Origin of the sequence: Kitasatospora sp. NPDC048722, assembly GCF_040650235.1 — a bacterium.
Lineage (GTDB): Bacteria > Actinomycetota > Actinomycetes > Streptomycetales > Streptomycetaceae > Kitasatospora.
In genome coordinates, this window is the sequence record NZ_JBEZGX010000010.1 from 59,483 (window position 1) to 80,461 (window position 20,979).

At 71.1% G+C, this 20,979-nt stretch carries 19 protein-coding genes; 15 read left to right on the plus strand and 4 right to left on the minus strand.

Going from position 1 to position 20,979, the window contains the following annotated elements:
* Positions 1–2,000 precede the first annotated feature (2,000 nt).
* The 3 genes from AB0C76_RS10390 to AB0C76_RS10400 form a co-directional block, all read right to left on the minus strand.
* On the minus strand, positions 2,001–2,339 hold the full coding sequence (locus AB0C76_RS10390) for a MazG-like family protein (RefSeq protein ID WP_359962574.1): 339 nt from the start codon (positions 2,337–2,339) through the stop codon (positions 2,001–2,003).
* Between the two features lie 84 nt (positions 2,340–2,423).
* Positions 2,424–3,128 (minus strand): peptidylprolyl isomerase, encoded by a 705-nt coding sequence (locus tag AB0C76_RS10395; protein WP_359962577.1) that lies wholly within the window; start codon positions 3,126–3,128, stop codon positions 2,424–2,426.
* 96 nt (positions 3,129–3,224) lie between these two features.
* Positions 3,225–3,992 carry a TetR/AcrR family transcriptional regulator gene (locus AB0C76_RS10400; RefSeq protein ID WP_359962580.1) on the minus strand — a complete coding sequence of 256 codons (768 nt, stop codon included), beginning with the start codon at positions 3,990–3,992 and terminating at the stop codon, positions 3,225–3,227.
* A 94-nt stretch (positions 3,993–4,086) separates the two neighbouring features.
* Here AB0C76_RS10400 and AB0C76_RS10405 point away from each other — a divergent pair, with 94 nt between their 5' ends.
* Positions 4,087–4,752 (plus strand): CatB-related O-acetyltransferase, encoded by a 666-nt coding sequence (locus tag AB0C76_RS10405; RefSeq protein WP_359962582.1) that lies wholly within the window; start codon positions 4,087–4,089, stop codon positions 4,750–4,752.
* 44 nt (positions 4,753–4,796) lie between these two features.
* Here AB0C76_RS10405 and AB0C76_RS10410 read toward each other — a convergent pair whose 3' ends face one another.
* Positions 4,797–5,372, minus strand: a complete 576-nt coding sequence (locus tag AB0C76_RS10410) for a hypothetical protein (protein WP_359962585.1) — start codon at positions 5,370–5,372, stop codon at positions 4,797–4,799.
* 202 nt (positions 5,373–5,574) lie between these two features.
* Here AB0C76_RS10410 and AB0C76_RS10415 point away from each other — a divergent pair, with 202 nt between their 5' ends.
* The 14 genes from AB0C76_RS10415 (at position 5,575) to nuoL (ending at position 20,972) form a co-directional block, all read left to right on the plus strand.
* Positions 5,575–6,648 carry a histidine kinase gene (locus AB0C76_RS10415; protein WP_359962587.1) on the plus strand — a complete coding sequence of 358 codons (1,074 nt, stop codon included), beginning with the start codon at positions 5,575–5,577 and terminating at the stop codon, positions 6,646–6,648.
* Between the two features lie 41 nt (positions 6,649–6,689).
* Positions 6,690–7,388, plus strand: a complete 699-nt coding sequence (locus tag AB0C76_RS10420) for a response regulator transcription factor (RefSeq protein WP_359962590.1) — start codon at positions 6,690–6,692, stop codon at positions 7,386–7,388.
* 602 nt (positions 7,389–7,990) lie between these two features.
* On the plus strand, positions 7,991–8,350 hold the full coding sequence (locus tag AB0C76_RS10425) for an NADH-quinone oxidoreductase subunit A (protein ID WP_030060100.1): 360 nt from the start codon (positions 7,991–7,993) through the stop codon (positions 8,348–8,350).
* Between the two features lie 209 nt (positions 8,351–8,559).
* Entirely contained in the window at positions 8,560–9,114 is a 555-nt protein-coding gene (locus AB0C76_RS10430) for an NADH-quinone oxidoreductase subunit B family protein (RefSeq protein ID WP_359962593.1), read from the plus strand.
* The gene (locus tag AB0C76_RS10435; RefSeq protein WP_359962596.1) at positions 9,111–9,824 is read left to right on the plus strand and encodes an NADH-quinone oxidoreductase subunit C; all 714 of its coding nucleotides are present in this window, start codon (positions 9,111–9,113) and stop codon (positions 9,822–9,824) included. The genes AB0C76_RS10430 and AB0C76_RS10435 overlap by 4 nt, the downstream gene beginning before the upstream one ends.
* Positions 9,824–11,197, plus strand: a complete 1,374-nt coding sequence (locus AB0C76_RS10440; RefSeq protein ID WP_359962598.1) for an NADH-quinone oxidoreductase subunit D — start codon at positions 9,824–9,826, stop codon at positions 11,195–11,197. Before AB0C76_RS10435 ends, AB0C76_RS10440 begins: the two co-directional genes overlap by 1 nt.
* The gene (gene nuoE, locus AB0C76_RS10445) at positions 11,194–12,099 is read left to right on the plus strand and encodes an NADH-quinone oxidoreductase subunit NuoE (protein WP_359962599.1); all 906 of its coding nucleotides are present in this window, start codon (positions 11,194–11,196) and stop codon (positions 12,097–12,099) included. The genes AB0C76_RS10440 and nuoE overlap by 4 nt, the downstream gene beginning before the upstream one ends.
* Positions 12,099–13,460 (plus strand): NADH-quinone oxidoreductase subunit NuoF, encoded by a 1,362-nt coding sequence (gene nuoF / locus AB0C76_RS10450; protein ID WP_359962602.1) that lies wholly within the window; start codon positions 12,099–12,101, stop codon positions 13,458–13,460. Before nuoE ends, nuoF begins: the two co-directional genes overlap by 1 nt.
* Positions 13,457–15,949, plus strand: a complete 2,493-nt coding sequence (locus AB0C76_RS10455; protein WP_359962605.1) for an NADH-quinone oxidoreductase subunit G — start codon at positions 13,457–13,459, stop codon at positions 15,947–15,949. Before nuoF ends, AB0C76_RS10455 begins: the two co-directional genes overlap by 4 nt.
* Positions 15,946–17,277, plus strand: a complete 1,332-nt coding sequence (nuoH, locus tag AB0C76_RS10460) for an NADH-quinone oxidoreductase subunit NuoH (RefSeq protein ID WP_359962608.1) — start codon at positions 15,946–15,948, stop codon at positions 17,275–17,277. Before AB0C76_RS10455 ends, nuoH begins: the two co-directional genes overlap by 4 nt.
* 6 nt (positions 17,278–17,283) lie before the next feature.
* The gene (nuoI, locus tag AB0C76_RS10465; protein ID WP_359962611.1) at positions 17,284–17,886 is read left to right on the plus strand and encodes an NADH-quinone oxidoreductase subunit NuoI; all 603 of its coding nucleotides are present in this window, start codon (positions 17,284–17,286) and stop codon (positions 17,884–17,886) included.
* Complete coding sequence (locus tag AB0C76_RS10470; RefSeq protein WP_359962613.1) at positions 17,883–18,767, plus strand: NADH-quinone oxidoreductase subunit J; 885 nt, start codon at positions 17,883–17,885, stop codon at positions 18,765–18,767. Before nuoI ends, AB0C76_RS10470 begins: the two co-directional genes overlap by 4 nt.
* Entirely contained in the window at positions 18,764–19,063 is a 300-nt protein-coding gene (nuoK, locus tag AB0C76_RS10475) for an NADH-quinone oxidoreductase subunit NuoK (RefSeq protein WP_030060110.1), read from the plus strand. The genes AB0C76_RS10470 and nuoK overlap by 4 nt, the downstream gene beginning before the upstream one ends.
* A gap of 13 nt (positions 19,064–19,076) precedes the next feature.
* A complete protein-coding gene (nuoL, locus tag AB0C76_RS10480) occupies positions 19,077–20,972 on the plus strand; it encodes an NADH-quinone oxidoreductase subunit L (protein ID WP_359962616.1) in 1,896 nt (631 codons plus the stop codon).
* Positions 20,973–20,979: the final 7 nt, after the last annotated feature.

The following is a 20,979-nucleotide window of genomic DNA, read 5'->3' on the forward strand; positions in this document are numbered from 1 at the left end:
GGATGCCAAAAGAGAATTACGTGGGCATGACACTAGCTCGAACAGTCGCGGTCTCTAAGGCAGTTCCCGTGACCGCGCGGCGTCCAGCTGCTGCTCAGGCTGAAACGGATCGCGTACAACAGAGGTTCGGGCGCTCCCCTGCGCCCACTTCAAGACACGACACTACGCCTCCCCCTCGACCATTGGTGGCCGGCGAGTGAATAGTCGGATCTGTGGTGCATCCGCTATCCGGGCCGGTCAAACGCTCCCCCGTCGGCCGTGACTATAAAACCGGAAGACTCGTGTTGTAAATCCCCGGAGACGCTCCGTGGTCGGCCCTGCCCGATCGCTCGTGCGCAGTTCAAGCCCGGCGAGCTGCGCGGATGCCGCGCCGGCGGAGCCCCTGCGGTGGGTGTCCGCGGTGTGACCGTCCGGAGCCGTTTGTGATGGTCATGGGGATGGCCGACGGCGTCCGGGGATGTTCGGGGCTCTCTCCGGGGGGGTCGCGGAGCGCGTTCCGTGCTGCGGATCTTCTTACGCGCAGTCGTGGCGTGATGACTTTCCGTCAGAATTTCACCGGTTCAAAGCCCCCGTGTGATCGTCGCCACATTCGTTGAATGGCGGTCGATCGATCCGCGTGATCCCGCATTGCCTTGGCGGTTTCTTGATGGCCGCGACGATTGCGCCATCTTGATTGCCGTGGAGGCACGTGCGGGCGGGTCTCGACGGGCTATCCGGCGGGCCGGATTGGCTGACGGTCAGATGTTGAGCATGTACATGCTTGATTCTGTCCCGGAGGTGAGGGATTCACCCAATGTTGGTCTGGCGCAACAGTTTTGAAACGCAGTCGGGTGGAGGGTGCTGGGGTGGCGGCGATGCCGATGGCGAGGGTGGGGGCGGCGGCGGGAGCGGGGGCGGCGAGGGCGCGGGAGGGGGTGGTGTCGGGGCGGCGAGTGACGCCGGGGAGGGTGCTGCTGCCCTCTGCTCGCCGGTTCGTCCTGTCGCCGCTCCTGGATGGGGAGTGTTCGCCGTGGCGCGCGGGAGCGGGCGAGAGGTCGCGAGGCTCGGTGGCGGTGGCGGTGGCGGTGGCGGTGGCGGTGGCGGTGGCGGTGGCGGTGGCGGCGATGGCGGCGGGCGTGAGGACCGTTGGGCGAGGGAGGTGGAGGTCGGTGCGCGCCGGCTCGAACGCTGGAGGTCGCTGAGACCCGATCATCGCCATCCCTCCTCACTCTTGTGATGCTCGCGCTATTGCAAGTTACTCGCAATAGTGAGATCGGTGCAATCGCTGCCCTCTCGGTGGAGGGTGTCGACGCGGGGTGTGCTCGCTCGTGCGGTGCCCGGTGAGTGCGACGGTGCTGTGGTGCCGGAGTGCTGCGGCCCCGTGATGGTGGGCGGCGGTGCCGTGCGGGGCGGAGTGCGCTGGGCGAGGGACGCGGGACGCGGGACGCGGCGGCGCGAGGTGGCGGCCCGCCGGGTGCGGCGGCGCTCGGCGCGGATGCGGCCCGTGTCGAGGGCGAGCGCGGCGAGGCGTGTGGCGGTGTGTGGCGGCTGGAGATGTGGGGGCGCGGCGTCGCGACGGTGCGGTGCCGTGGCGTGCGGTGGTGCATGGCGCGAGCGTGGGCCGTACGGGCCGGCGGGCGGCGGCGCCGCGTGCGGTGACGTGGCGTGCAGTGGTGCGGCCTTCAGTGGCGCTCGGCGCGGGTGTGGCCCGTATGGGGCCGGCGTACGGCGGTCGGGACAGTGGTCCGGGTCAACTCGTTCGTACGCTCTCGCCTGCGGGATGGCAGGGAGCGGCGGCGTCGGCGCGGTGAGCGTCGGAAGGGCCGCCCGGGATGGTGCGGGTCGAACGGGGTGGAACCGGTGCCTCCGCCGACGGCGCAGGGTAGGCGCACGCTCGGCGGACGGGGCCGCGACCGCTCGCCGGTGAGGCGATGGGGCCGGGCCGTCGGATCAGGCTAGGGACCGGAGATCCGGTCGTCAACGGAATTGACGGAAACGCGGCAGGAAAATCTGACGTGACATCAACCTGCTTCAGGGGTTGCGCGACTGGCGGCCGAGCGCTGCTCGACGTAGGCGAGCCGGTCGGCGAACACCCGGGCCGCGTCCGGGGTGAGCGTCCGCAGGGCGACGAGCGCGGCGAACACGACGTCGCAGAGCTCGTGCTGGACGTCCTCCCAGCCGTGGGTGACCCCCTTGCGCGGGTTCTGGCCGGTGGCGCCGATCACCGCTGCCCCGACCTCGCCGACCTCCTCGGAGACCTTGAGGATCCGCAGCAGGCGCTCCTCCTGGGGTGACTGCGTGCCGTTCGCGTCGAGCCAGGCGACCAGGTGGTCGACGCTCTCCCAGATCCTGCTGTCCATGCGGTGCTGCTCCCGTCGCTCCCGTGCGGTGTCGGTGGTGCTGCCACCGTACGGGAGCGACTGAGCGCCACCCGGGATGGGCCGTCAGTGGTCGCTGATCTTCACGTGGCGGATGTTCACCGGCAGGGTGGGGTAGCCGTCGCCGGGCCCGTTCTGGTCGTCCTCCCCGCCCGCGGCGATCTTCTGCAGGACGTCCAGGCCCGCGGTGACCCGACCGAACGGGGTGTAGGCGGGGGAGAGCTTGGTGTCCTTCCAGACGAAGAAGAACTGGCTGCCGTTGGTGTTCGGCCCGGCGTTGGCCATGGCCACGGTGCCGGCCGGGTAGGTGGCGCCGGTCAGGTTCTCGTCGGGGAAGGAGTAGCCGGGGCCGCCGCTGCCCGTTCCGGTCGGGTCGCCGCACTGGAGGACGTAGATCCGCTGGGTGGTGAGGCGGTGGCAGTGGGTGCCGTCGAAGTAGTCGTTCTCGGCCAGGAAGCGGAACGAGAACGTGGTGCAGGGGGCCTTGTCGGTCAGCGCCTCGAAGGTGATCCGGCCCTGGTTGGTCCGCAGGGTCGCGCTGTAGGGCGTGGCGGCCTCCTCGGGGTCGAAGGCCGGGATGCCCTTGAAGTTGTCGGCCGGAACGGCCGGGGTGTAGGTGCAGGCGGCGCTCGGGGCCGGCGAGGGGGTGTCCGCGACGGCGGTGCCGGTGCTCGCGACGAGCGGGAGGACGGTGGCGGCGGCGACCAGCGCCCACTGCTTGCGCTTCACGTGACGGGCCTTCCGGGGGGTGGTGGACGGCAGGATTGTCATGGAGGCATCATCCACGGGCCGGTGGGGTTCCGGTAGGGGGCGGTGTGACTCCGGTTTCGGCGGTGGCTGCGGTGCCGGCGGGGTGGCGGTGGGGCGTCAGTTCCCCTCCTGGGGTTGATGGTTGGACTTCGGCAGTTCGCCGGTCGGGGTCGCGGTCGGGAGGGGCGCCGCGGTTCGGGCTGTGGTGCGGATTGCTGTGGTGCGGGTCGCGGCGGCAGGGGCGGTCGCGAACAGTCCGGCGCGGGCCGCCAGGGCGGCGGCGTCCGCGGCCCGCTCGGCGGTGAGGGCGTCGAGCGGCTCGCCGGTGACGAACAAGCGGTAGTAGAGCGGGGCGGTCGCGGCCCGGACCACCTCGGCACCGTCCGTATCGGTGGGCAACTCGCCCCGGGCGACGGCCCGTTCGGCCACCTCGGCCGCCTGTTCGTGGCGGGCCGCGAAGAAGGCGCGGAGGGCGGCTGCGCCGGCGTCCGAGCGCTGGGCGGCCGTGATCAGCGCCGTGGGGGTCGGGCCGGACTCGGGATCGGTGAAGACGGCGAACACCTCGTGGGTGATCCGGCGGAGGTCCTCGCCGAGGTCCCCGGTGTCCGGTAGGGGCCAGGGCTGGTCCGCGGAGGCGGTCAGGGCGTCCGCGACCAGTCCGTCCACTCCGCTCCAGCGCCGGTAGAGGGTCGCCTTGTGGACGCCGGAGCGGGCCGCGACCGCCTCGACGGTGAGGCCGTCGTACCCCTTCTCGGTGACCTCTGCCAGCGTGGCCGCGACCACATCGGCCCGCACCCGGGCGCTCCGGCCGCCGGGGCGGGCGGTCGGCGTGCGCCGGGTCGCAGTGTCCGGGGCAGGGGTTGGGGTCTCGGGAATCTCGCTCAAAGTCGACTCCAGTCGCGTTAATGCTTGCCGGGCCGGTGCGGCCGTGCCATGCTCATCGTAATGCGACTGGAGTCGCATTACGAGAGGAGCCCTCATGTCCGCCGTGACCGTCCCCGACCCGACCGCCCTCCACCCCCTCCCCGGCCACGACCGCGTCGTCCTGCTGCGCCCCCTCGTCAAGGACCCCAGGATCGAGGTCGGCGAGTACACCTACTTCGACGACCCCGACGGAGCCACCCGCTTCGAGGAGCGCAACGTCCTCTACTCCTACGGACCCGAACGCCTCGTGATCGGCAAGTACTGCGCCCTCGCCACCGGCACCCGCTTCCTCATGGCCGGCGCCGCCCACCCGGCCATCGGCGTCTCCACCTTCCCGTTCACGATGTTCGGCGGCAGCTGGACCGAGCAGACCCTCGACATCGTCACCGCTCTCCCCAGCCGGGGTGACACCCACGTCGGCAACGACGTCTGGTTCGGCTACGGCGCCACCGTCCTGCCCGGTGTGCGCATCGGTGACGGAGCGATCATCGCCGCCGGAGCCGTCGTCACCTCCGACGTCGACCCCTATAACGTCGTCGGCGGAAACCCCGCCCGCCCGATCCGCCGCCGCTTCCCCGACGCCGACATCGAGCTCCTCCTGCGCGCGGCCTGGTGGGACTGGCCCGTCGACCTCGTCACCGCACACGTGCGCACCATCATGTCCGGTACCCCGGTCGACATCGCCGCGATCGCCGAGGACCACGGCCTGCTTGCCGCCTGACCCGCGACCCGGCCGCCCGGACCGCGGCTGACCCGCTGCCCGCGTCACCGGCGCCACCGCAGCGTCCGGCGGGCGTAGTCGACGGCGACCGCGCCGAGCAGCGGGCCCCACGCGACCAGGGGCAGATAGGCGAGCGTCATCACGACGGCGGCGAAGCCGTGCGGTGAATCCGGCTCGGCCAGGTTCCGCGCCCACCCGCCGAACAGCGCCGTAGCCCCCAGGTCGGTGAGTATCGCCGAACCCAGCAGGGCCGGGACGGCCGCGGCGAGCGGCCGGACCCGGCGGCCGCCCAGCAGCGGGACCCACCTGGGCACCACCAGCCCCCAGGGCCGGACCAGGCCCAGGGTCAGGAAGGCCAGCGCCTCGGCCACGAGGCTCAGCACCACGCAGTAGACCGTGCCCCAGCCCGGCTGGTGCGCGCCGTACGCCGCGGCCGTCGCACCGCTGAACCCGACCGGGACGCCGAAACCGAAGGCGATCCGCCACAGCCCCGAGGGGACGGTCGTGAAGACGGCGGCCTTGGCGGCGAGCCGGGCCCAGTGCGGGGCGGGCGGGACGTCCGGGGCGGCGGCCGCAGCCCGGTGGGCGGTGCTGCGGGCTTTGATCAGGAGCTTCGACATGAGGGTGCCTCCCTTCGGCTCCGACCCCCGTGGCCGGTGCGACGACTCAAGACTGGAGGCCCGCCAGGGGGCCGCGACAGCTGCCGATCGGCAGGTTCTCCCTGCTCAACCGGCCCGTGAAATATGCCGATCGGCACAGGCGCACCGCCTCGGCGGCGTCGTAATGTGACGGCGGTCGAAGAGTCGAGGAGAGGCGGTGGCGATGACTCAGATCCTGTCCGGGGCCGTCCTGGTCCTGGCACTGCCGGCCTGGACGGCGCGGGGGCGCTACGGGGCCGCGGCCGTGACCATGGCACTCGGAGCGGCGTCGCTCGTGGTCACGTTCGCCGTCTGGCTCCTCGGCCGGTGGGCGGAGGGCGATCGCTGGGCCGGGCTGGCGGGCCTGGTCGAACTGGCCGTCCTGCTCCTGGCGGTGGTCGTCGGGCTGCGCACCGAGGGCGGCCCGCGCTGCGCGGTCGCGGCCTGGACGGCCTGCGGAGCCGTCGCCCTCTGGCTGACCCGCTTCGCGTTCGTCGAAGGCCCGGGGGACGTCCTCACGGTCTTCGGCTTCGGCTCGATGCTCTCGCTGCCGGCCGTCCTGATCGGGCTCTACCTGCGGGGCCTGGACGAGGGGCGCGCCAACGCGGTGATCGAGGCCAGGCGCGCCCAGCGACTCGAACTGGCCCACGACCTCCACGACTTCGTGGCGCACGACGTCAGCGGCATGGTCGCCCAGGCCCAGGCCGGGGCGTACCTGGCCGGGATCGATCCGGCCCGGGCAGCTGAGATGTTCCAGCGAATAGAGCAGGCCGGGCAGCGGGCACTGGCCTCGCTGGACCGGACGGTGCAGCTGCTCCGCAGCGAGGAGGGCGGCGGCCGGGCCCCGCAGCCCGGACTCGTCGAACTCGCCGAGGTGGCCGAGCGGTTCACCGCGACGGGCGGCGCCGAGGTCACGCTGGAGCTGCCGGAGGAGCCGGTGCCGCGCGAGATCGAGGGCACCGTCCACCGGATCGTGGTCGAGTGCCTGACCAATGTCCGGCGACACGCTCCGGCCGCGCGGGCGGTCGAGGTGAGGGCCCGCCGTACCGGTGGACGGCTGGAGCTGTCGGTGACCAACGACGGCCGGGACCCTGACCAGGCCGGGCGGCCGCGCCACGGCGGCGGCAGCGGACTGCCGGGGCTGGCGGCCCGGGTCGAGGCGCTCGGCGGCTCGCTGGAAGCGGGCCCGTACGAGAGGGAGACCTGGCGGGTGACGGCGGTGCTGCCGCTGGAGGAAGCCGGTACGGAGCCGGCGTGATCGTAGAGGCCGGCGCGGGTCGGCAACGGGGAGGTACGGGAATGGGCAGTAGCGCAGGGCCGGTGCGGATCCTGATCGCGGACGACCAGGCGGATGTCCGCAGCGCGTTCCGGATGATCCTGGACGTCCAGCCGGACATGGTGGTGGTGGCAGAGACTGCGGACGGCGCCGCAGCGGTGGCGGAGGCGCGGAGGCTGCGACCGGACGTAGTACTCGCGGACATCCGGATGCCGAAGCTCGACGGGTTGGAGGTGACCCGGCAGCTGGCCGACGAGTGCAAGGTGATCGTGGTGACCACCTTCGACCTGGACGACTACGTGCACACGGCACTTCGGTACGGGGCGGCCGGGTTCCTGCTGAAGCGCTCGGGGCCGGTCCTGCTGATCGAGGCGGTGCGGGCCGCGATGGCCGGGGACGCGTTGATCAGCCCACAGATCACCGTCCGGCTCCTGAAACACATGGCGCTCCCGGGCGCGGAGCCGAAGCCGGGTCCGGGTGCTGCGGCCGCCGCTGCGGCGGCACTGACGACGGCCGGTCCGGCTGAGGAACTGACCACGAGGGAAAGGGAGATCGCGGAACTGGTGGCGGACGGCGCGACGAATGCCGAGATCGGAGCAGGACTGTTCATTTCACCGGGCACGGTGAAGAACCACCTCGCCAACATCCAGCGCAAGCTCGATGCCCGTAACCGGGTGGGCATCGCGGCCTGGGTCTGGGAACAGGCAGCCAGCATCCGGTAGCCGGGGCCAGAGGCAGAGGCAGAGGCAGAGGCAGAGGCGAGGGCGAGCGGGGCACGGGAGCGCGCGGAGGTCGGGGTGCCGCGCGCTGGGCCAGGCATGGCCCAGCGCGAAACGGGTGAGGTGGGGCGGGCGCGGCGGGCGGGGAGGGGGAGGGGGAGGCCACAAGAAGGCATCGCGCGCTTGTGAACGAAGGGTCAAGCGAGCGTTCACCCCCCGGCCACCCCTGCGAGTGAGCCGCTATAACACGTCAACATGACGCCCGGAAATTTGCCCCCGCTGGAGCATAGTTGATATAGGAGCGAGGCTCTGACCTGCCGCTTCACAAGTAAATGCGACTGGTTGTGACCATTTGACTGCTTTGCGTTGACAAAACTGGGCATGTTCGCATTCATCCTCATTCCAGGGGTGTCGTAGATCACAAAGATCCCGGCGAACTGCGTGTCGCAGATCACAAGCCGACAGGCATAGGATGCGCTCGTTCCAGGCTTTGTGAACTGCCTCACATGAGGTGGATCTCGGGAACTGGAGCGCGGGTTCACCTCAGCGTGACCCGTCGGTTCCGATCTGCAGTCAAGGACGACTGGACGGAGGGAGCGGGGGCTATGAATGCCTACGCGCCGATCCTCGTACTCGGTGCCATCGCGGCGGCGTTCGCGGTCGGCTCCGTCGTGATGGCCTCACTCACCGGCCCCAAGCGCTATAACCGGGCCAAGTTGGAGGCGTACGAGTGCGGCATCGAGCCGACCCCGCAGCCCGTGGGCGGCGGTCGGTTCCCGATCAAGTACTACCTGACGGCGATGCTCTTCATCGTCTTCGACATCGAGATCGTCTTCCTCTACCCGTGGGCGGTGACGTTCGACGCCCTCGGGATCTTCGGACTGGTCGAGATGCTCCTGTTCATCGCCACCGTCTTCGTCGCCTACGCCTACGTGTGGCGGCGCGGCGGCCTGGAGTGGGACTGAGAGCGGGCCGCGCCCACCCGTCGGCGGTCCGCCGGACGTCCTCGCGACCCCTTGTGAACGAGTGGACAAGCGCCGCCGGACGAACGAGCTCCGCCGGGCGGACGAGCACCACCAGGCGGGCGAGCACCACCGGGCGGATGGGCGCCACCGAGCGGACGAGCCAGAACCGGCCGATGAACCACCGGACTTGAGGCATTGAGAGGGATCTGATGGGAATCGAGGAGAAGCTGCCGAGCGGCTTTCTGCTCACGACCGTGGAGGCGGCCGCGGGCTGGGTGCGCAAGGCGTCACTGTTCCCGGCCACCTTCGGCCTGGCCTGCTGCGCGATCGAGATGATGACCACCGGCGCCGGCCGCTACGACCTGGCCCGGTTCGGCATGGAGGTCTTCCGCGGCTCCCCGCGGCAGGCCGATCTGATGATCGTCGCGGGCCGGGTGAGCCAGAAGATGGCCCCGGTGCTGCGCCAGGTGTACGACCAGATGCCCAACCCGAAGTGGGTCATCTCGATGGGCGTCTGCGCCTCCTCCGGCGGGATGTTCAACAACTACGCGATCGTGCAGGGCGTCGACCACATCGTCCCGGTGGACATCTACCTGCCCGGTTGTCCGCCACGCCCGGAGATGCTGCTGGACGCCATCCTGAAGCTTCACGACAAGATCCAGCACGAGCCGCTGGGCGTGAACCGCCGCCGGGCCGAGGAGCTCGGCGAGGCGCTCGCCCTGCAGGCCACCCCCGTCAGCGAGATGGGAGGGCGGCTGCGATGAACGACCAGGTACCCGAGACCCGCCGCGAGCGGCCGGTGCGCGAGATCCCGGTCGAGGTGGTCGGCCGCCGCCAGGGCATGTTCGGCGCCCAGGACAGCGGTGACACGTCCGGTTTCGGCGGCCTCGCCGCTCCGGTCGTGCTGCCCGGTCCGAGCGAACGCCCGTACGGGGGCTGGTTCGACGAGGTCGCCGACGAACTGGAGGGCGCCCTGGAGGAGCAGGGCCTGGACCCGGTGGACGTAATCGAGAAGACGGTCGTCGACCGCGGCGAGCTGACCTTCCACGTCGAGCGCGAGCACCTCCTGCGCACGGTCCGCGTCCTGCGCGACGACCCGGCGCTGCGCTTCGAGCTGTGCCTCGGCGTGAGCGGCGTGCACTACCCCGGTGACAAGGGCCGCGAGCTGCACGCGGTCTACCACCTGCGCTCGATCACCCACGGCCGGCTGATCCGGCTGGAGGTCACCGCACCGGACGCCGACCCGCGCATCCCGTCGGTGGTGAGCGTCTACCCGACGAACGACTGGCACGAGCGCGAGGCCTACGACTTCTTCGGCCTGGTCTTCGACGGCCACCCGGCGCTGACCCGGATCATGATGCCCGACGACTGGCTGGGTCACCCGCAGCGCAAGGACTACCCGCTCGGCGGCATCCCCGTCGAGTACAAGGGCGCCCAGATCCCGGCGCCCGACCAGCGGAGGTCGTACAGCTGATGAGCACTCAGCACCACGAAGAAGCCCGCGCGGACGACCGGGGCGAAGCCCGCGAGGAAGCCCACGCCGGGGCCCGCGAGACCACCGAGGGCCGCGTCTTCACCGTCACCGGCGGCGACTGGGGCGAGGTCGTCGAGGCGGTCGGCCGGGCCGACGACGAGCGCATCATCGTCAACATGGGTCCCCAGCACCCGTCCACGCACGGCGTGCTGCGGCTGATCCTGGAGATCGACGGCGAGACGGTGAAGGAGGCCCGCTGCGGCATCGGCTACCTCCACACCGGCATCGAGAAGAACATGGAGTTCCGCAGCTGGGTCCAGGGCACCACCTTCGTGACCCGGATGGACTACCTGACGCCGCTGTTCAACGAGACCGCCTACTGCCTCGCGGTGGAGAAGCTGCTCGGCATCACCGCGGACGTCCCGGACCGGGCGAACGTCATCCGCGTGATGATGATGGAGCTGAACCGGATCTCCTCGCACCTGGTCTGCCTCGCCACCGGCGGCATGGAGATCGGCTCCACCACCCTGATGATCTACGGCTTCCGCGACCGCGAGCTGATCCTGGACGTCTTCGAGCTGGTCACCGGCCTGCGGATGAACCACGCGTACGTGCGCCCCGGCGGCCTCGCCCAGGACCTGCCGCCCGGCGCCGTCGACCAGATCCGCGAGGCGGTCAAGCTGCTGCGCTCCCGGATGCACGAGTACGACAAACTCGCCACCGGCAACCCGGTGTTCAAGGCGCGCCTGGTGGACGTCGGCTTCCTGGACCTGCCCGGCTGCCTGGCCCTCGGCGCCACCGGCCCGATCCTGCGCGCCACGGGCCTGCCGCACGACCTGCGCAAGACCGACCCGTACTGCGGCTACGAGGACTACGACTTCGAGGTCGCGGTCGCGGACACCGCCGACTCCTACGGCCGCTTCCTGATCCGGCTGGAGGAGATGCGCCAGTCGCTGCGGATCGTCGAGCAGTGCCTGGAGCGGCTGCGCCCGGGCCCGGTCATGGTGGCCGACAAGAAGATCGCCTGGCCGGCCCAACTGGCGGTCGGCCCGGACGGGATGGGCAACTCGCTCGACCACATCCGCAAGATCATGGGCACCTCGATGGAGGCCCTGATCCACCACTTCAAGCTGGTCACCGAGGGCTTCCGGGTCCCGGTCGGCCAGGCGTACGCGGCGGTCGAGTCGCCCAAGGGCGAGCTGGGCGTGCACGTGGTCAGCGACGGCGGGACGCGCCCGTACCGGGTCCACTTCCGGGATCCGTCGTTCACCAATCTGCAGTCGATGGCGGCGATGTGCGAGGGCGGCCAGGTCGCCGACGTGATCGTCGCGGTGGCCGGGATCGACCCGGTGATGGGAGGCGTGGACCGGTGACCAATGTCGAGCTCGGACTGCCGGCGCTGCCGGCGAAGCCGTACCCCGAGGAGGTGCGCGCCCGGCTGGCCGCTGACGCCGCGGAGCTGATCGGCCGCTACCCGGTGGCCCGTTCGGCGCTGCTGCCGCTGCTGCACCTGGTGCAGGCCGAGGAGGGCTTCGTCAGCCCGACGGGCATCCGGTTCTGCGCCGAGCAGCTGGACCTGACGACCGCCGAGGTCACCGCGGTCGCCACGTTCTACACGATGTACCGGCGGCGCCCGGCCGGGAAGTACCACGTCGGGGTGTGCACCAACACGCTGTGCGCGGTGCTCGGCGGCGACCAGATCTTCGACGAGCTCCAGGAGCACCTGGGCATCCGCAACAACGAGACGACCGCGGACGGCGAGGTCTCGATCGAGCACATCGAGTGCAACGCGGCCTGCGACTACGCGCCCGTGGTGATGGTCAACTGGGAGTTCTTCGACAACCAGACCCCGGAGAGCGCCCGGCGGCTGGTGGACGACCTGCGCGCGGGCCGGGAGGTCAGGCCCACCCGCGGCGCCCGGCTGTGCGGTTTCAAGGAGACGGCCCGCATCCTGGCGGGCTTCCCCGACGAGCGCCCGGGCGCCAACGACGAGTCCGGCGCCGGCGGGGCGCCGTCGCTGGTGGGCCTGCGCCTGGCGAGGGGCGAGGCCCTGCCCGGCGCCGGCGGCACCAGGGTCGTCTCCCCGCGCCACGAGGAGCCCGACCTCCTGGAGCCCGACCGCGACGAGCCCGACCGCGACGACCCCGACCGCCTGGAGCCCGGCCACGGCGACCTCGGCCACGGCGTCCTCGGTCACGGCGACCCCGAACGCCAGGACCCCGAACGCCGGGACCCCGACGGCAACCACCCCGGCCAGGAAGGGACCGAAGCGTGATGACCTCCGCCGAGCCGGCCGAGAAGCTGCTCACCCCCGTCCTGTCGGCCTCCTGGGACGACAGCCGCCCGTGGACGCTCGCCACCTACCGCCGCCACCACGGCTACGAGGGCCTGAAGGCCGCCCTCGCCATGCCGCCGGACGACGTGATCGCCCTGGTCAAGGACGCCGGCCTGCGCGGCCGCGGCGGCGCGGGCTTCCCGACCGGCATGAAGTGGCAGTTCATCCCGCAGAACGACGGCAAGCCGCACTACCTGGTGGTGAACGCGGACGAGTCGGAGCCGGGCACCTGCAAGGACATCCCGCTGCTGTTCGCGAACCCGCACTCGCTCATCGAGGGCATGATCATCGCGTCCTACGCGATCCGCTGCGACCACGCGTTCGTCTACCTGCGCGGCGAGGTCGTCCCGGTGCTGCGGCGCCTGCACGCGGCGGTGGCCGAGGCGTACGGGGCGGGCCTGCTGGGCCGCGACATCATGGGCTCGGGCGTGGACCTCGACATCACCGTGCACGCGGGCGCCGGCGCCTACATCTGCGGCGAGGAGACGGCCCTGCTGGACTCGCTGGAGGGCCGTCGCGGCCAGCCGCGCCTGCGCCCGCCGTTCCCGGCGATCGCGGGCCTGTACGCGTGCCCGACGGTGGTCAACAACGTGGAGTCGATCGCCTCGGTGCCGCCGATCCTGGCCCGGGGCAAGGAGTGGTTCAGGGGCCTGGGCACCGAGAAGTCCCCGGGCTTCACGCTCTACTCGCTGTCCGGCCACGTGACCAACCCGGGCCAGTACGAGGCGCCGCTGGGCGTCACGCTGCGCCAGCTGCTGGAACTGAGCGGGGGGATCCGCGCGGGGCACCGGCTGAAGTTCTGGACGCCGGGCGGCTCGTCGACCCCGATGTTCACCGACGAGCACCTGGACGTCCCGCTGGACTACGAGGGCGTCGGAGCGGCCGGGTCGATGCTCGGCACGAAGGCGCTGCAGGTGTTCGACGAGACGACCTGCGTGGTGCGGGCCGTCACCCGCTGGACCGAGTTCTACGCGCACGAGTCGTGCGGCAAGTGCACGCCGTGCCGCGAAGGCACCTACTGGCTGGTCCAGTTGCTCAAGCGGATCGAGGCCGGCGAGGGCGTCGAGGGGGACCTGGAGAAGCTCCTCGACATCGCCGACAACATCAACGGCAAGTCGTTCTGCGCCCTGGGCGACGGCGCGGCGAGCCCGATCGTGTCCTCGCTCCAGCACTTCCGGGCCGAGTACGAGCGGCACCTGGCCGAGCGCCGTTGCCCGTTCGACCCGGCCGCGTCCACCGTCTGGGCCGACGGCCCCCGCCCCGGCCACCAGTCCGCCACCGAGAGGGAGGTGCACGCGTGACGATCACGGAGCCGACCGCCTCCGACACGGCGGTAGAACTGGTCACGCTCACCATCGACGGCGTCGAAGTGCAGGTCCCCAAGGGGACGTTGGTGATCCGGGCGGCCGAGGCGATCGGCACCCAGATCCCGCGCTTCTGCGACCATCCGCTGCTGGATCCGGCCGGCGCGTGCCGGCAGTGCATCGTGGAGATCGAGGGCCAGCGCAAGCCGGTGGCGTCCTGCACGATCCCGGTGGCCGAGGGGATGGTGGTGCGCACGCAGCTGAGTTCGCCGGTGGCGGAGAAGGCGCAGCGCGGCGTGATGGAGCTGTTGCTGATCAACCATCCGCTGGACTGCCCGGTGTGTGACAAGGGCGGCGAGTGCCCCTTGCAGAACCAGGCGATGTCGACGGGTGCGGCGGACTCGCGCTTCGAGGGGATGAAGCGGACGTACGAGAAGCCGGTGCCGGTGAGCAGTCAGGTGTTGTTGGACCGCGAGCGTTGCGTGCTGTGTGCGCGGTGCACGCGTTTCGCGCAGCAGATCGCGGGTGATCCGTTCATCGATCTGGTGGAGCGCGGTGCGCTGCAGCAGGTGGGGACGGGCCAGGGGGACGACTTCGAGTCGTACTTCTCGGGGAACACGATCCAGATCTGTCCGGTGGGGGCGCTGACGTCGGCGGCTTATCGTTTCCGCTCGCGTCCGTTCGACCTGGTGTCGTCGCCGAGCGTGTGCGAGCACTGTTCGGCGGGGTGCGCGCAGCGCACCGATCACCGCCGGGGCAAGGTGTTGCGCCGGCTGGCGGGCGACGACCCGGCGGTGAACGAGGAGTGGAACTGTGACAAGGGCCGGTTCGCGTTCCGGTACGCGCAGCAGCGGGACCGGTTGACGACGCCGCTGGTGCGGGTGGACGGCGAGCTGGTGGCGGCCTCGTGGCCGGAGGCGCTGGCGCGGGCGGCCGAGGGTCTGCGCGGTGCGCGGGCCGGTGTGCTGGCCGGTGGCCGGGTGACGGTCGAGGACGCGTACGGCTACGCGAAGTTCGCGCGCGTGGTGCTGGGCACGAACGACGTGGACTTCCGGGCGCGTCCGCACAGTGGTGAGGAGGCGGACTTCCTGGCCGCGGCCGTCGCCGGGCGCGGTGTGGACGTGGACGGCGGGGGCGTCACGTACGAGCAGCTGGAGCAGGCGCCGGTGGTGCTGCTGGCGGGTCTGGAGCCAGAGGAGGAGTCGCCGATCGTCTTCCTGCGGTTGCGGAAGGCGAGTCGTGGCAGGGGCCTGAAGGTGTACTCGGTGGCGGCGTTCGCGTCGCGGGGTCTGGCGAAGCTGCGCGGTGCGCTGCTGCCGGCGGCGCCGGGTACGGAGCCGGAGTGGTTCGGGGCGCTGGCGGCGGACGAGCCGTTGAGCGACGAGGCGGGGCAGGCGGCCGAGTTGCTGCGCCGGCCGGGTGCGGTGGTGCTGGTGGGTGAGCGGCTGGCCGCGATCCCGGGGGCGCTGACGTCGGTGCTGCGGCTGTCGCACGCGACCGGGGCGCGGATCGCCTGGGTGCCGCGCCGGGCCGGTGAGCGGGGTGCGGTGGAGGCGGGTGCGCTGCCGGGGCTGCTGCCCGGTGGGCGTCCGGTGGCCGCTCCGGCGGCGCGGGCTCAGGCGGCGGCGTTGTGGGGCGTGGCGGAGGTGCCGTCGCGGCTGGGCCGGGACACGGATCAGATCCTGGCGGCGGCGGCGCGGGGCGAGCTGGACGCGCTGCTGGTCGGCGGGGTGGATCCGGACGACCTGGCGGATCCGGCGCTGGCGGACGAGGCGTTGGCGGCGGTGCCGTTCGTGGTGTCGCTGGAGCTGCGTCCGTCGGCGGTGACGGCGCGCGCGGACGTGGTGTTGCCGGTGGCGGCGGTGGCGGAGAAGGCCGGTACGTTCCTGGACTGGGAGGGCCGGGCGCGGATGTTCGAGCCGGCGCTCAAGCCCGATCAGTTGATGGGCCGTCATCTTCATCCGGACGTGCGGGTGCTGACCATGCTGGCGGACGCGCTCGGGCACCGGCTGGGCCTGCCGGACGTGCGGGCCGCGCGGCTGGAGCTGGACGGGTTCGTTCCGTGGGCCGGGGACCGGGCGGCCGATCCGGCCGCGCACCCGGGCCTGCTGCCGCGTCCGGCGACGGGGCAGGCGGTGCTGGCGGGCTGGCGCCAGCTGCTGGACAACGGGTCGCTGCAGGAGGGCGATCCGCACCTGGCGGGCACCCGGCACCGGGCGGTGGCCCGGGTGTCGCCGGTGACGGCGCGGGAGGTGGGTGCGCGGCAGGGCGGCGCGCTGCGGCTGACGGGCCCGGCGGGTTCGCTGACGCTGCCGCTGGAGGTCACCGAGTCGCTGCCGGACCGCACGGTGTGGATCCCGCTCAACTCGACTCCGGGCGGCGCGCACCGCACGCTCGGGACCGCCGTCGGCCATCTGGTCACGATCGCCGCCGCCGACGCGGTTCCCGCCGCGGCGGGCGCGGACGCCGAAGGGGAGGACCGATGAACAATCCGCAGCCGTACGAGATGCTCCGGTACTTCGGCCACGACCCGTGGTGGCTGGTGCTGCTGAAGGCGGTGTTCTGCTTCGCGTTCCTGGTGCTCACGGTGCTGATCGCCATCGTGTGGGAGCGCAAGGTGGTGGCCTGGATGCAGTTGCGCATCGGGCCGAACCGGCACGGGCCGTGGGGTCTGCTGCAGTCGCTGGCGGACGGCGTGAAGCTGGCGCTGAAGGAAGACCTGGTGGTCAAGGGCTCGGACAAGGTGGTCTACGTCCTTGCTCCGATCGTGTGCGCGATCCCGGCGTTCATGGCGTTCGCGGTGATCCCGTTCGGGCCGGCCGACAACGAGGTGTCGATCTTCGGGACCCGGACGGCGATGCAGCTGACGGACTTCCCGGTGGCGCTGCTGTACGTCCTGGCGACGGCGTCGGTGGGCATCTACGGGATCGTGCTGGCCGGCTGGTCCTCCGGTTCGACGTACCCGCTGCTGGGCGGGTTGCGCTCGTCGGCGCAGATGATCAGCTACGAGATCGCGATGGGCCTGTCGTTCGCGGCGGTGTTCATCTACTCGGGGTCGATGTCGACGTCGGAGATCGTGGCGCAGCAGCACTCGACGTGGTTCTCGGTGCTGCTGCCGGTGTCGTTCATCGTGTACATCGTCGCGATGGTCGGTGAGACGAACCGGGCGCCGTTCGACCTGCCGGAGGCCGAGGGCGAGCTGGTGGGCGGGTTCAACACCGAGTACTCGTCGCTGAAGTTCGCGATGTTCATGCTGGCGGAGTACGTGAACATGGTGACGGTGTCGGCGGTGGCGTCGACGCTGTTCCTGGGCGGCTGGCGGGCGCCGTGGCCGGTGTCGGCGTTCTGGGCGGGCGCGAACCACGGCTGGTGGCCGATGCTGTGGATCACGCTGAAGATCCAGTTGCTGCTGTTCTTCTTCATCTGGCTGCGCGGCACGTTGCCGCGGTTGCGCTACGACCAGTTCATGAAGCTGGGTTGGAAGGTGCTGATCCCGGTCTCGCTGGTGTGGCTGGTGCTGATCGCGAGCGTGCGGGCGCTGCGCAACGAGGGGTACGGGTTCGGCGAGGTGGTCCTGTACGTGGGCGCGCCGGTGGGCGTGGTCCTGCTGCTGGTGCTGCTGAGGGACTTCGTGCGCAAGCAGCCGGAGCCCGAGGCTCCCGAACAGGCCGACGGGTTCGACCCGATGGCGGGCGGGTACCCGGTGCCGCCGTTGCCGGGCCAGGTGCTGCCGCCCGTTCCGCGTCGGCGCAGCCGGGCGCCAAAGCAACTCCAGGACGCCCTGAACGGGTCCGACCATTCCGAGGGGAGCTGATCCGCGATGTCGTCCGATCACACGGACCGTCCGGAGAGGACCGACCGGCCGTCGGTCCTGGGCCCGGCCGCCGGTTTCGGCGTCACGTTCCGGGCCATGTTCAAGAAACGGCTGACGGAGCAGTATCCGGAGGAGAAGAAGCCGACGGCGCCGCGCTTCCACGGCCGTCACCAGTTGAACCGTCATCCGGACGGGCTGGAGAAGTGCGTGGGCTGCGAGCTGTGCGCGTGGGCGTGCCCGGCCGACGCGATCTACGTCGAGGGCGCGGACAACCGGGACGAGGAGCGGTACTCGCCCGGTGAGCGCTACGGCGCGGTGTACCAGATCAACTACGCGCGCTGCATCCTGTGCGGGCTGTGCATCGAGGCGTGTCCGACGCGGGCGTTGACGATGACGAACGAGTACGAGCTGGCGGACTCCTCGCGCAAGGACCTGATCTTCACCAAGGAGCAGCTGCTGGTGGGGCTGTCCGAGGGCATGGTCGACTCGCCGCACGCGATCTTCCCGGGCGCCGACGAGGGCGCGTACTACCGGGGCGAGATCACGGCGGCGGCGCCGGGGACGGTCCAGCAGGAGCGCACCGATCGGGAGAAGGAGGTGCGGCCGTGACCACGGTTCTGGCGGATGCGGCCGGGACGACCTCGACGGGTGAGGCCGTCCAGTTCTGGGTGCTGGCGGTGGTCGCGGTCGGTGGCGCGCTCGGGATGCTGCTGATGCGCAAGGCGGTGCACAGCGCGCTGTGCCTGGCGGCCACGATGCTGGCGCTGGCGGTCTGCTACATGGCGCAGGGCGCGGTGTTCCTGGGCGTGGTGCAGATCGTCGTCTACACCGGCGCGATCATGATGCTGTTCCTGTTCGTGGTGATGCTGGTCGGCGTCACGAGCGAGGACTCCCTGAAGGAGCAGCTGAAGGGCCAGCGGTTCGCGGCGGTGGTGTGCGGGCTGGGCTTCGGGGTGCTGCTGGTCGCGGGCATCGCGAACGCGAAGCTGGACCACTTCACGGGCCTGCAGGGCGCGAACGCGGAGGGCAACGTGCCGGGTCTGGCGCGGCTGATCTTCACGAAGTACGTGTGGGCGTTCGAGGTCACCGGCGCGCTGCTGATCACGGCGGCGATCGGTGCGATGGTGCTGACGCACCGCGAGCACGTGAAGGCGCCGAAGACGCAGCGCGAGCTGGCGGCGCAGCGGGTGCGGGACAACATCCAGGTGCCGCCCATGCCGGCGCCGGGCGTGTACGCGCGGCACAACGCGGTGGACGTTCCGGCGCTGCTGCCGGACGGCTCGGTCGCCGAGGACTCGGTGATGGGGACGCTGCGCGAGCGCGGGCAGGTGCGGGACGTGAGCCAGGAGATGCTGCGCCGGATGGCGGAGCTGGAGAACACGACCGCGGACTGGCTGGGCCGTCCGTCGTCGGAGCGGCCGGCGGTGACCGGTCCGCGCAAGTCCCTGGAGCCGGTGCCGAACCACGAGGCCGAGGAGGGCGCGGAGTGAATCCGGTCAACTACCTGTATCTGGCGGCCCTGTTGTTCACCATCGGCGCGGCCGGGGTGCTGATCCGGCGCAACGCGATCGTGCTGTTCATGTGCGTGGAGCTGATGCTGAACGCCTCGAACCTGGCGCTGGTGACGTTCTCGCGGCTGCACGGCACGCTGGACGGCCAGATCATCGCGTTCTTCACGATGGTGGTCGCGGCGGCCGAGGTCGTGGTGGGCCTCGCGATCATCGTCTCGATCTTCCGGACCAGGCACTCCGCTTCGGTCGACGACAGCAATCTGATGAAGCTGTAGGCGGAGGGCCTCGGTGAACTCTCTCATTCCGCTGCTGGTGGCAGCCCCGCTGGCCGGTGCCGCCCTGCTGCTGCTCGGCGGGCGCGCGCTGGACCGGTTCGGCCACTGGCTGGCCACGGCGCTCGCCGCGCTCTCGTTCGGCTTCGGCCTGGTGCTGTTCTCGGACATGCTCGGCCGTGACGCCGAGCACCGGGCGGTGACGACGTACCTGTTCAACTGGGTGTCGGTGAACGGCTTCCAGGCCGACGTCTCGTTCCTGCTGGACCAGCTGTCGATGACGTTCGTGCTGCTGATCACGGGTGTCGGCACGCTCATCCACCTCTACTCGGTCGGCTACATGGCGCACGACGAGCGCCGCCGCCGCTTCTTCGCGTACCTGAACCTGTTCCTGGCCGCCATGCTGCTGCTGGTGCTCGCGGACAACTACCTGCTGCTGTACCTGGGCTGGGAGGGCGTGGGCCTCGCGTCCTACCTGCTGATCGGGTTCTGGCAGCACAAGCCGAGTGCGGCGACGGCGGCGAAGAAGGCGTTCATCGTCAACCGCGTCGGCGACATGGGCCTGTCGATCGCGATCATGCTGATGTTCGTGGAGTTCGGCTCCTTCGCGTTCGGCCCGGTCTTCGGCGGGGCGAACCGGGCGAGCGAGGGCGCGCTGACGGCGATCGGCCTGATGCTGCTGCTGGCGGCCTGCGGCAAGTCGGCGCAGGTGCCGCTGCAGTCCTGGCTCGGCGACGCGATGGAGGGCCCGACCCCGGTGTCGGCGCTGATCCACGCGGCGACGATGGTGACGGCCGGCGTCTACCTGATCACCCGCTCCGCGGCGATCTTCAACCTGGCGCCGGACGCCCAGACCGCCGTGGTGGTGGTCGGCACGGTCACCCTGCTGTTCGGTGCGGTGATCGGGTGCGCGAAGGACGACATCAAGAAGGCGCTGGCCGGGTCGACGATGTCGCAGATCGGCTACATGATCCTCGCGGCCGGCCTCGGTCCGATCGGCTACGCCTTCGCGATCATGCACCTGGTGACGCACGGCTTCTTCAAGGCCGGGCTGTTCCTCGGCGCCGGGTCGGTCATGCACGGCATGAACGACGAGGTGAACATGCGCCACTACGGCGGCCTGCGCAGGTACATGCCGGTCACCTTCGTCACCTTCGGCCTGGGCTACCTCGCGATCATCGGCTTCCCCGGGCTGTCCGGCTTCTTCTCCAAGGACAAGATCATCGAGGCGGCGTTCGCCAAGGGCGGCACCGAGGGCTGGATCCTCGGCCTGTGCGCGCTGACCGGCTCGGCCGTCACGGCCTTCTACATGACGCGCGTGATGGTGCTGACGTTCTTCGGCGAGAAGCGCTGGCAGCCGGACGCCAACGGCGACGCCCCGCACCCGCACGAGTCGCCGCGGACGATGACGATCCCGATGGTGCTGCTGGCCTTCGGCTCGGTGTTCGCGGGCGGGCTGTTCGTCCTGAACGACTCGTTCCTCAACTGGCTGGAGCCGGTCACCGGCTACGCCGAGGGGAACTCGCCGCTCACGCCGCTGACCGTCACGCTGCTGACCACCGCGTGCATGCTGGTCGGCGTCGGCCTGGCGTACGCGATGTACGGGCGCGGCCCCGTCCCCGTGGTGCCGCCGGTCGGCTCCCCGCTCACCCGGGCCGCCCGCCGCGACCTGCTCCAGGACGACTTCAACCACGCCGTCCTGGTGCGGCCCGGCTCGGCGCTCGCCGCGACGCTCGTCTACTTCGACAGCCGCGGCCTGGACGGCTTCGTCAACGGACTGGCCGCCACGATCGGCGGGATCTCCGGGCGGCTGCGGCGGATCCAGAACGGCTTCGTCCGCTCCTACGCGCTCTCCATGTTCGGCGGCACGCTGGTGCTGGTCGCCACGACTCTCCTGATGAGGTCCGTCTGATGACTCG

Coding starts and splice junctions, on each gene's coding strand:
- AB0C76_RS10390 (WP_359962574.1), bottom strand. CDS start 2,339: ATGGACAGCAGGATCTGGGAGAGCGTCGACCACCTGGTCGCCTGGCTC.
- AB0C76_RS10395 (WP_359962577.1), bottom strand. CDS start 3,128: ATGACAATCCTGCCGTCCACCACCCCCCGGAAGGCCCGTCACGTGAAG.
- AB0C76_RS10405 (WP_359962582.1), top strand. CDS start 4,087: ATGTCCGCCGTGACCGTCCCCGACCCGACCGCCCTCCACCCCCTCCCC.
- AB0C76_RS10410 (WP_359962585.1), bottom strand. CDS start 5,372: ATGTCGAAGCTCCTGATCAAAGCCCGCAGCACCGCCCACCGGGCTGCG.
- AB0C76_RS10415 (WP_359962587.1), top strand. CDS start 5,575: ATGACTCAGATCCTGTCCGGGGCCGTCCTGGTCCTGGCACTGCCGGCC.
- AB0C76_RS10420 (WP_359962590.1), top strand. CDS start 6,690: ATGGGCAGTAGCGCAGGGCCGGTGCGGATCCTGATCGCGGACGACCAG.
- AB0C76_RS10425 (WP_030060100.1), top strand. CDS start 7,991: ATGAATGCCTACGCGCCGATCCTCGTACTCGGTGCCATCGCGGCGGCG.
- AB0C76_RS10430 (WP_359962593.1), top strand. CDS start 8,560: ATGGGAATCGAGGAGAAGCTGCCGAGCGGCTTTCTGCTCACGACCGTG.
- AB0C76_RS10435 (WP_359962596.1), top strand. CDS start 9,111: ATGAACGACCAGGTACCCGAGACCCGCCGCGAGCGGCCGGTGCGCGAG.
- AB0C76_RS10440 (WP_359962598.1), top strand. CDS start 9,824: ATGAGCACTCAGCACCACGAAGAAGCCCGCGCGGACGACCGGGGCGAA.
- nuoF (WP_359962602.1), top strand. CDS start 12,099: ATGACCTCCGCCGAGCCGGCCGAGAAGCTGCTCACCCCCGTCCTGTCG.
- nuoH (WP_359962608.1), top strand. CDS start 15,946: ATGAACAATCCGCAGCCGTACGAGATGCTCCGGTACTTCGGCCACGAC.
- nuoI (WP_359962611.1), top strand. CDS start 17,284: ATGTCGTCCGATCACACGGACCGTCCGGAGAGGACCGACCGGCCGTCG.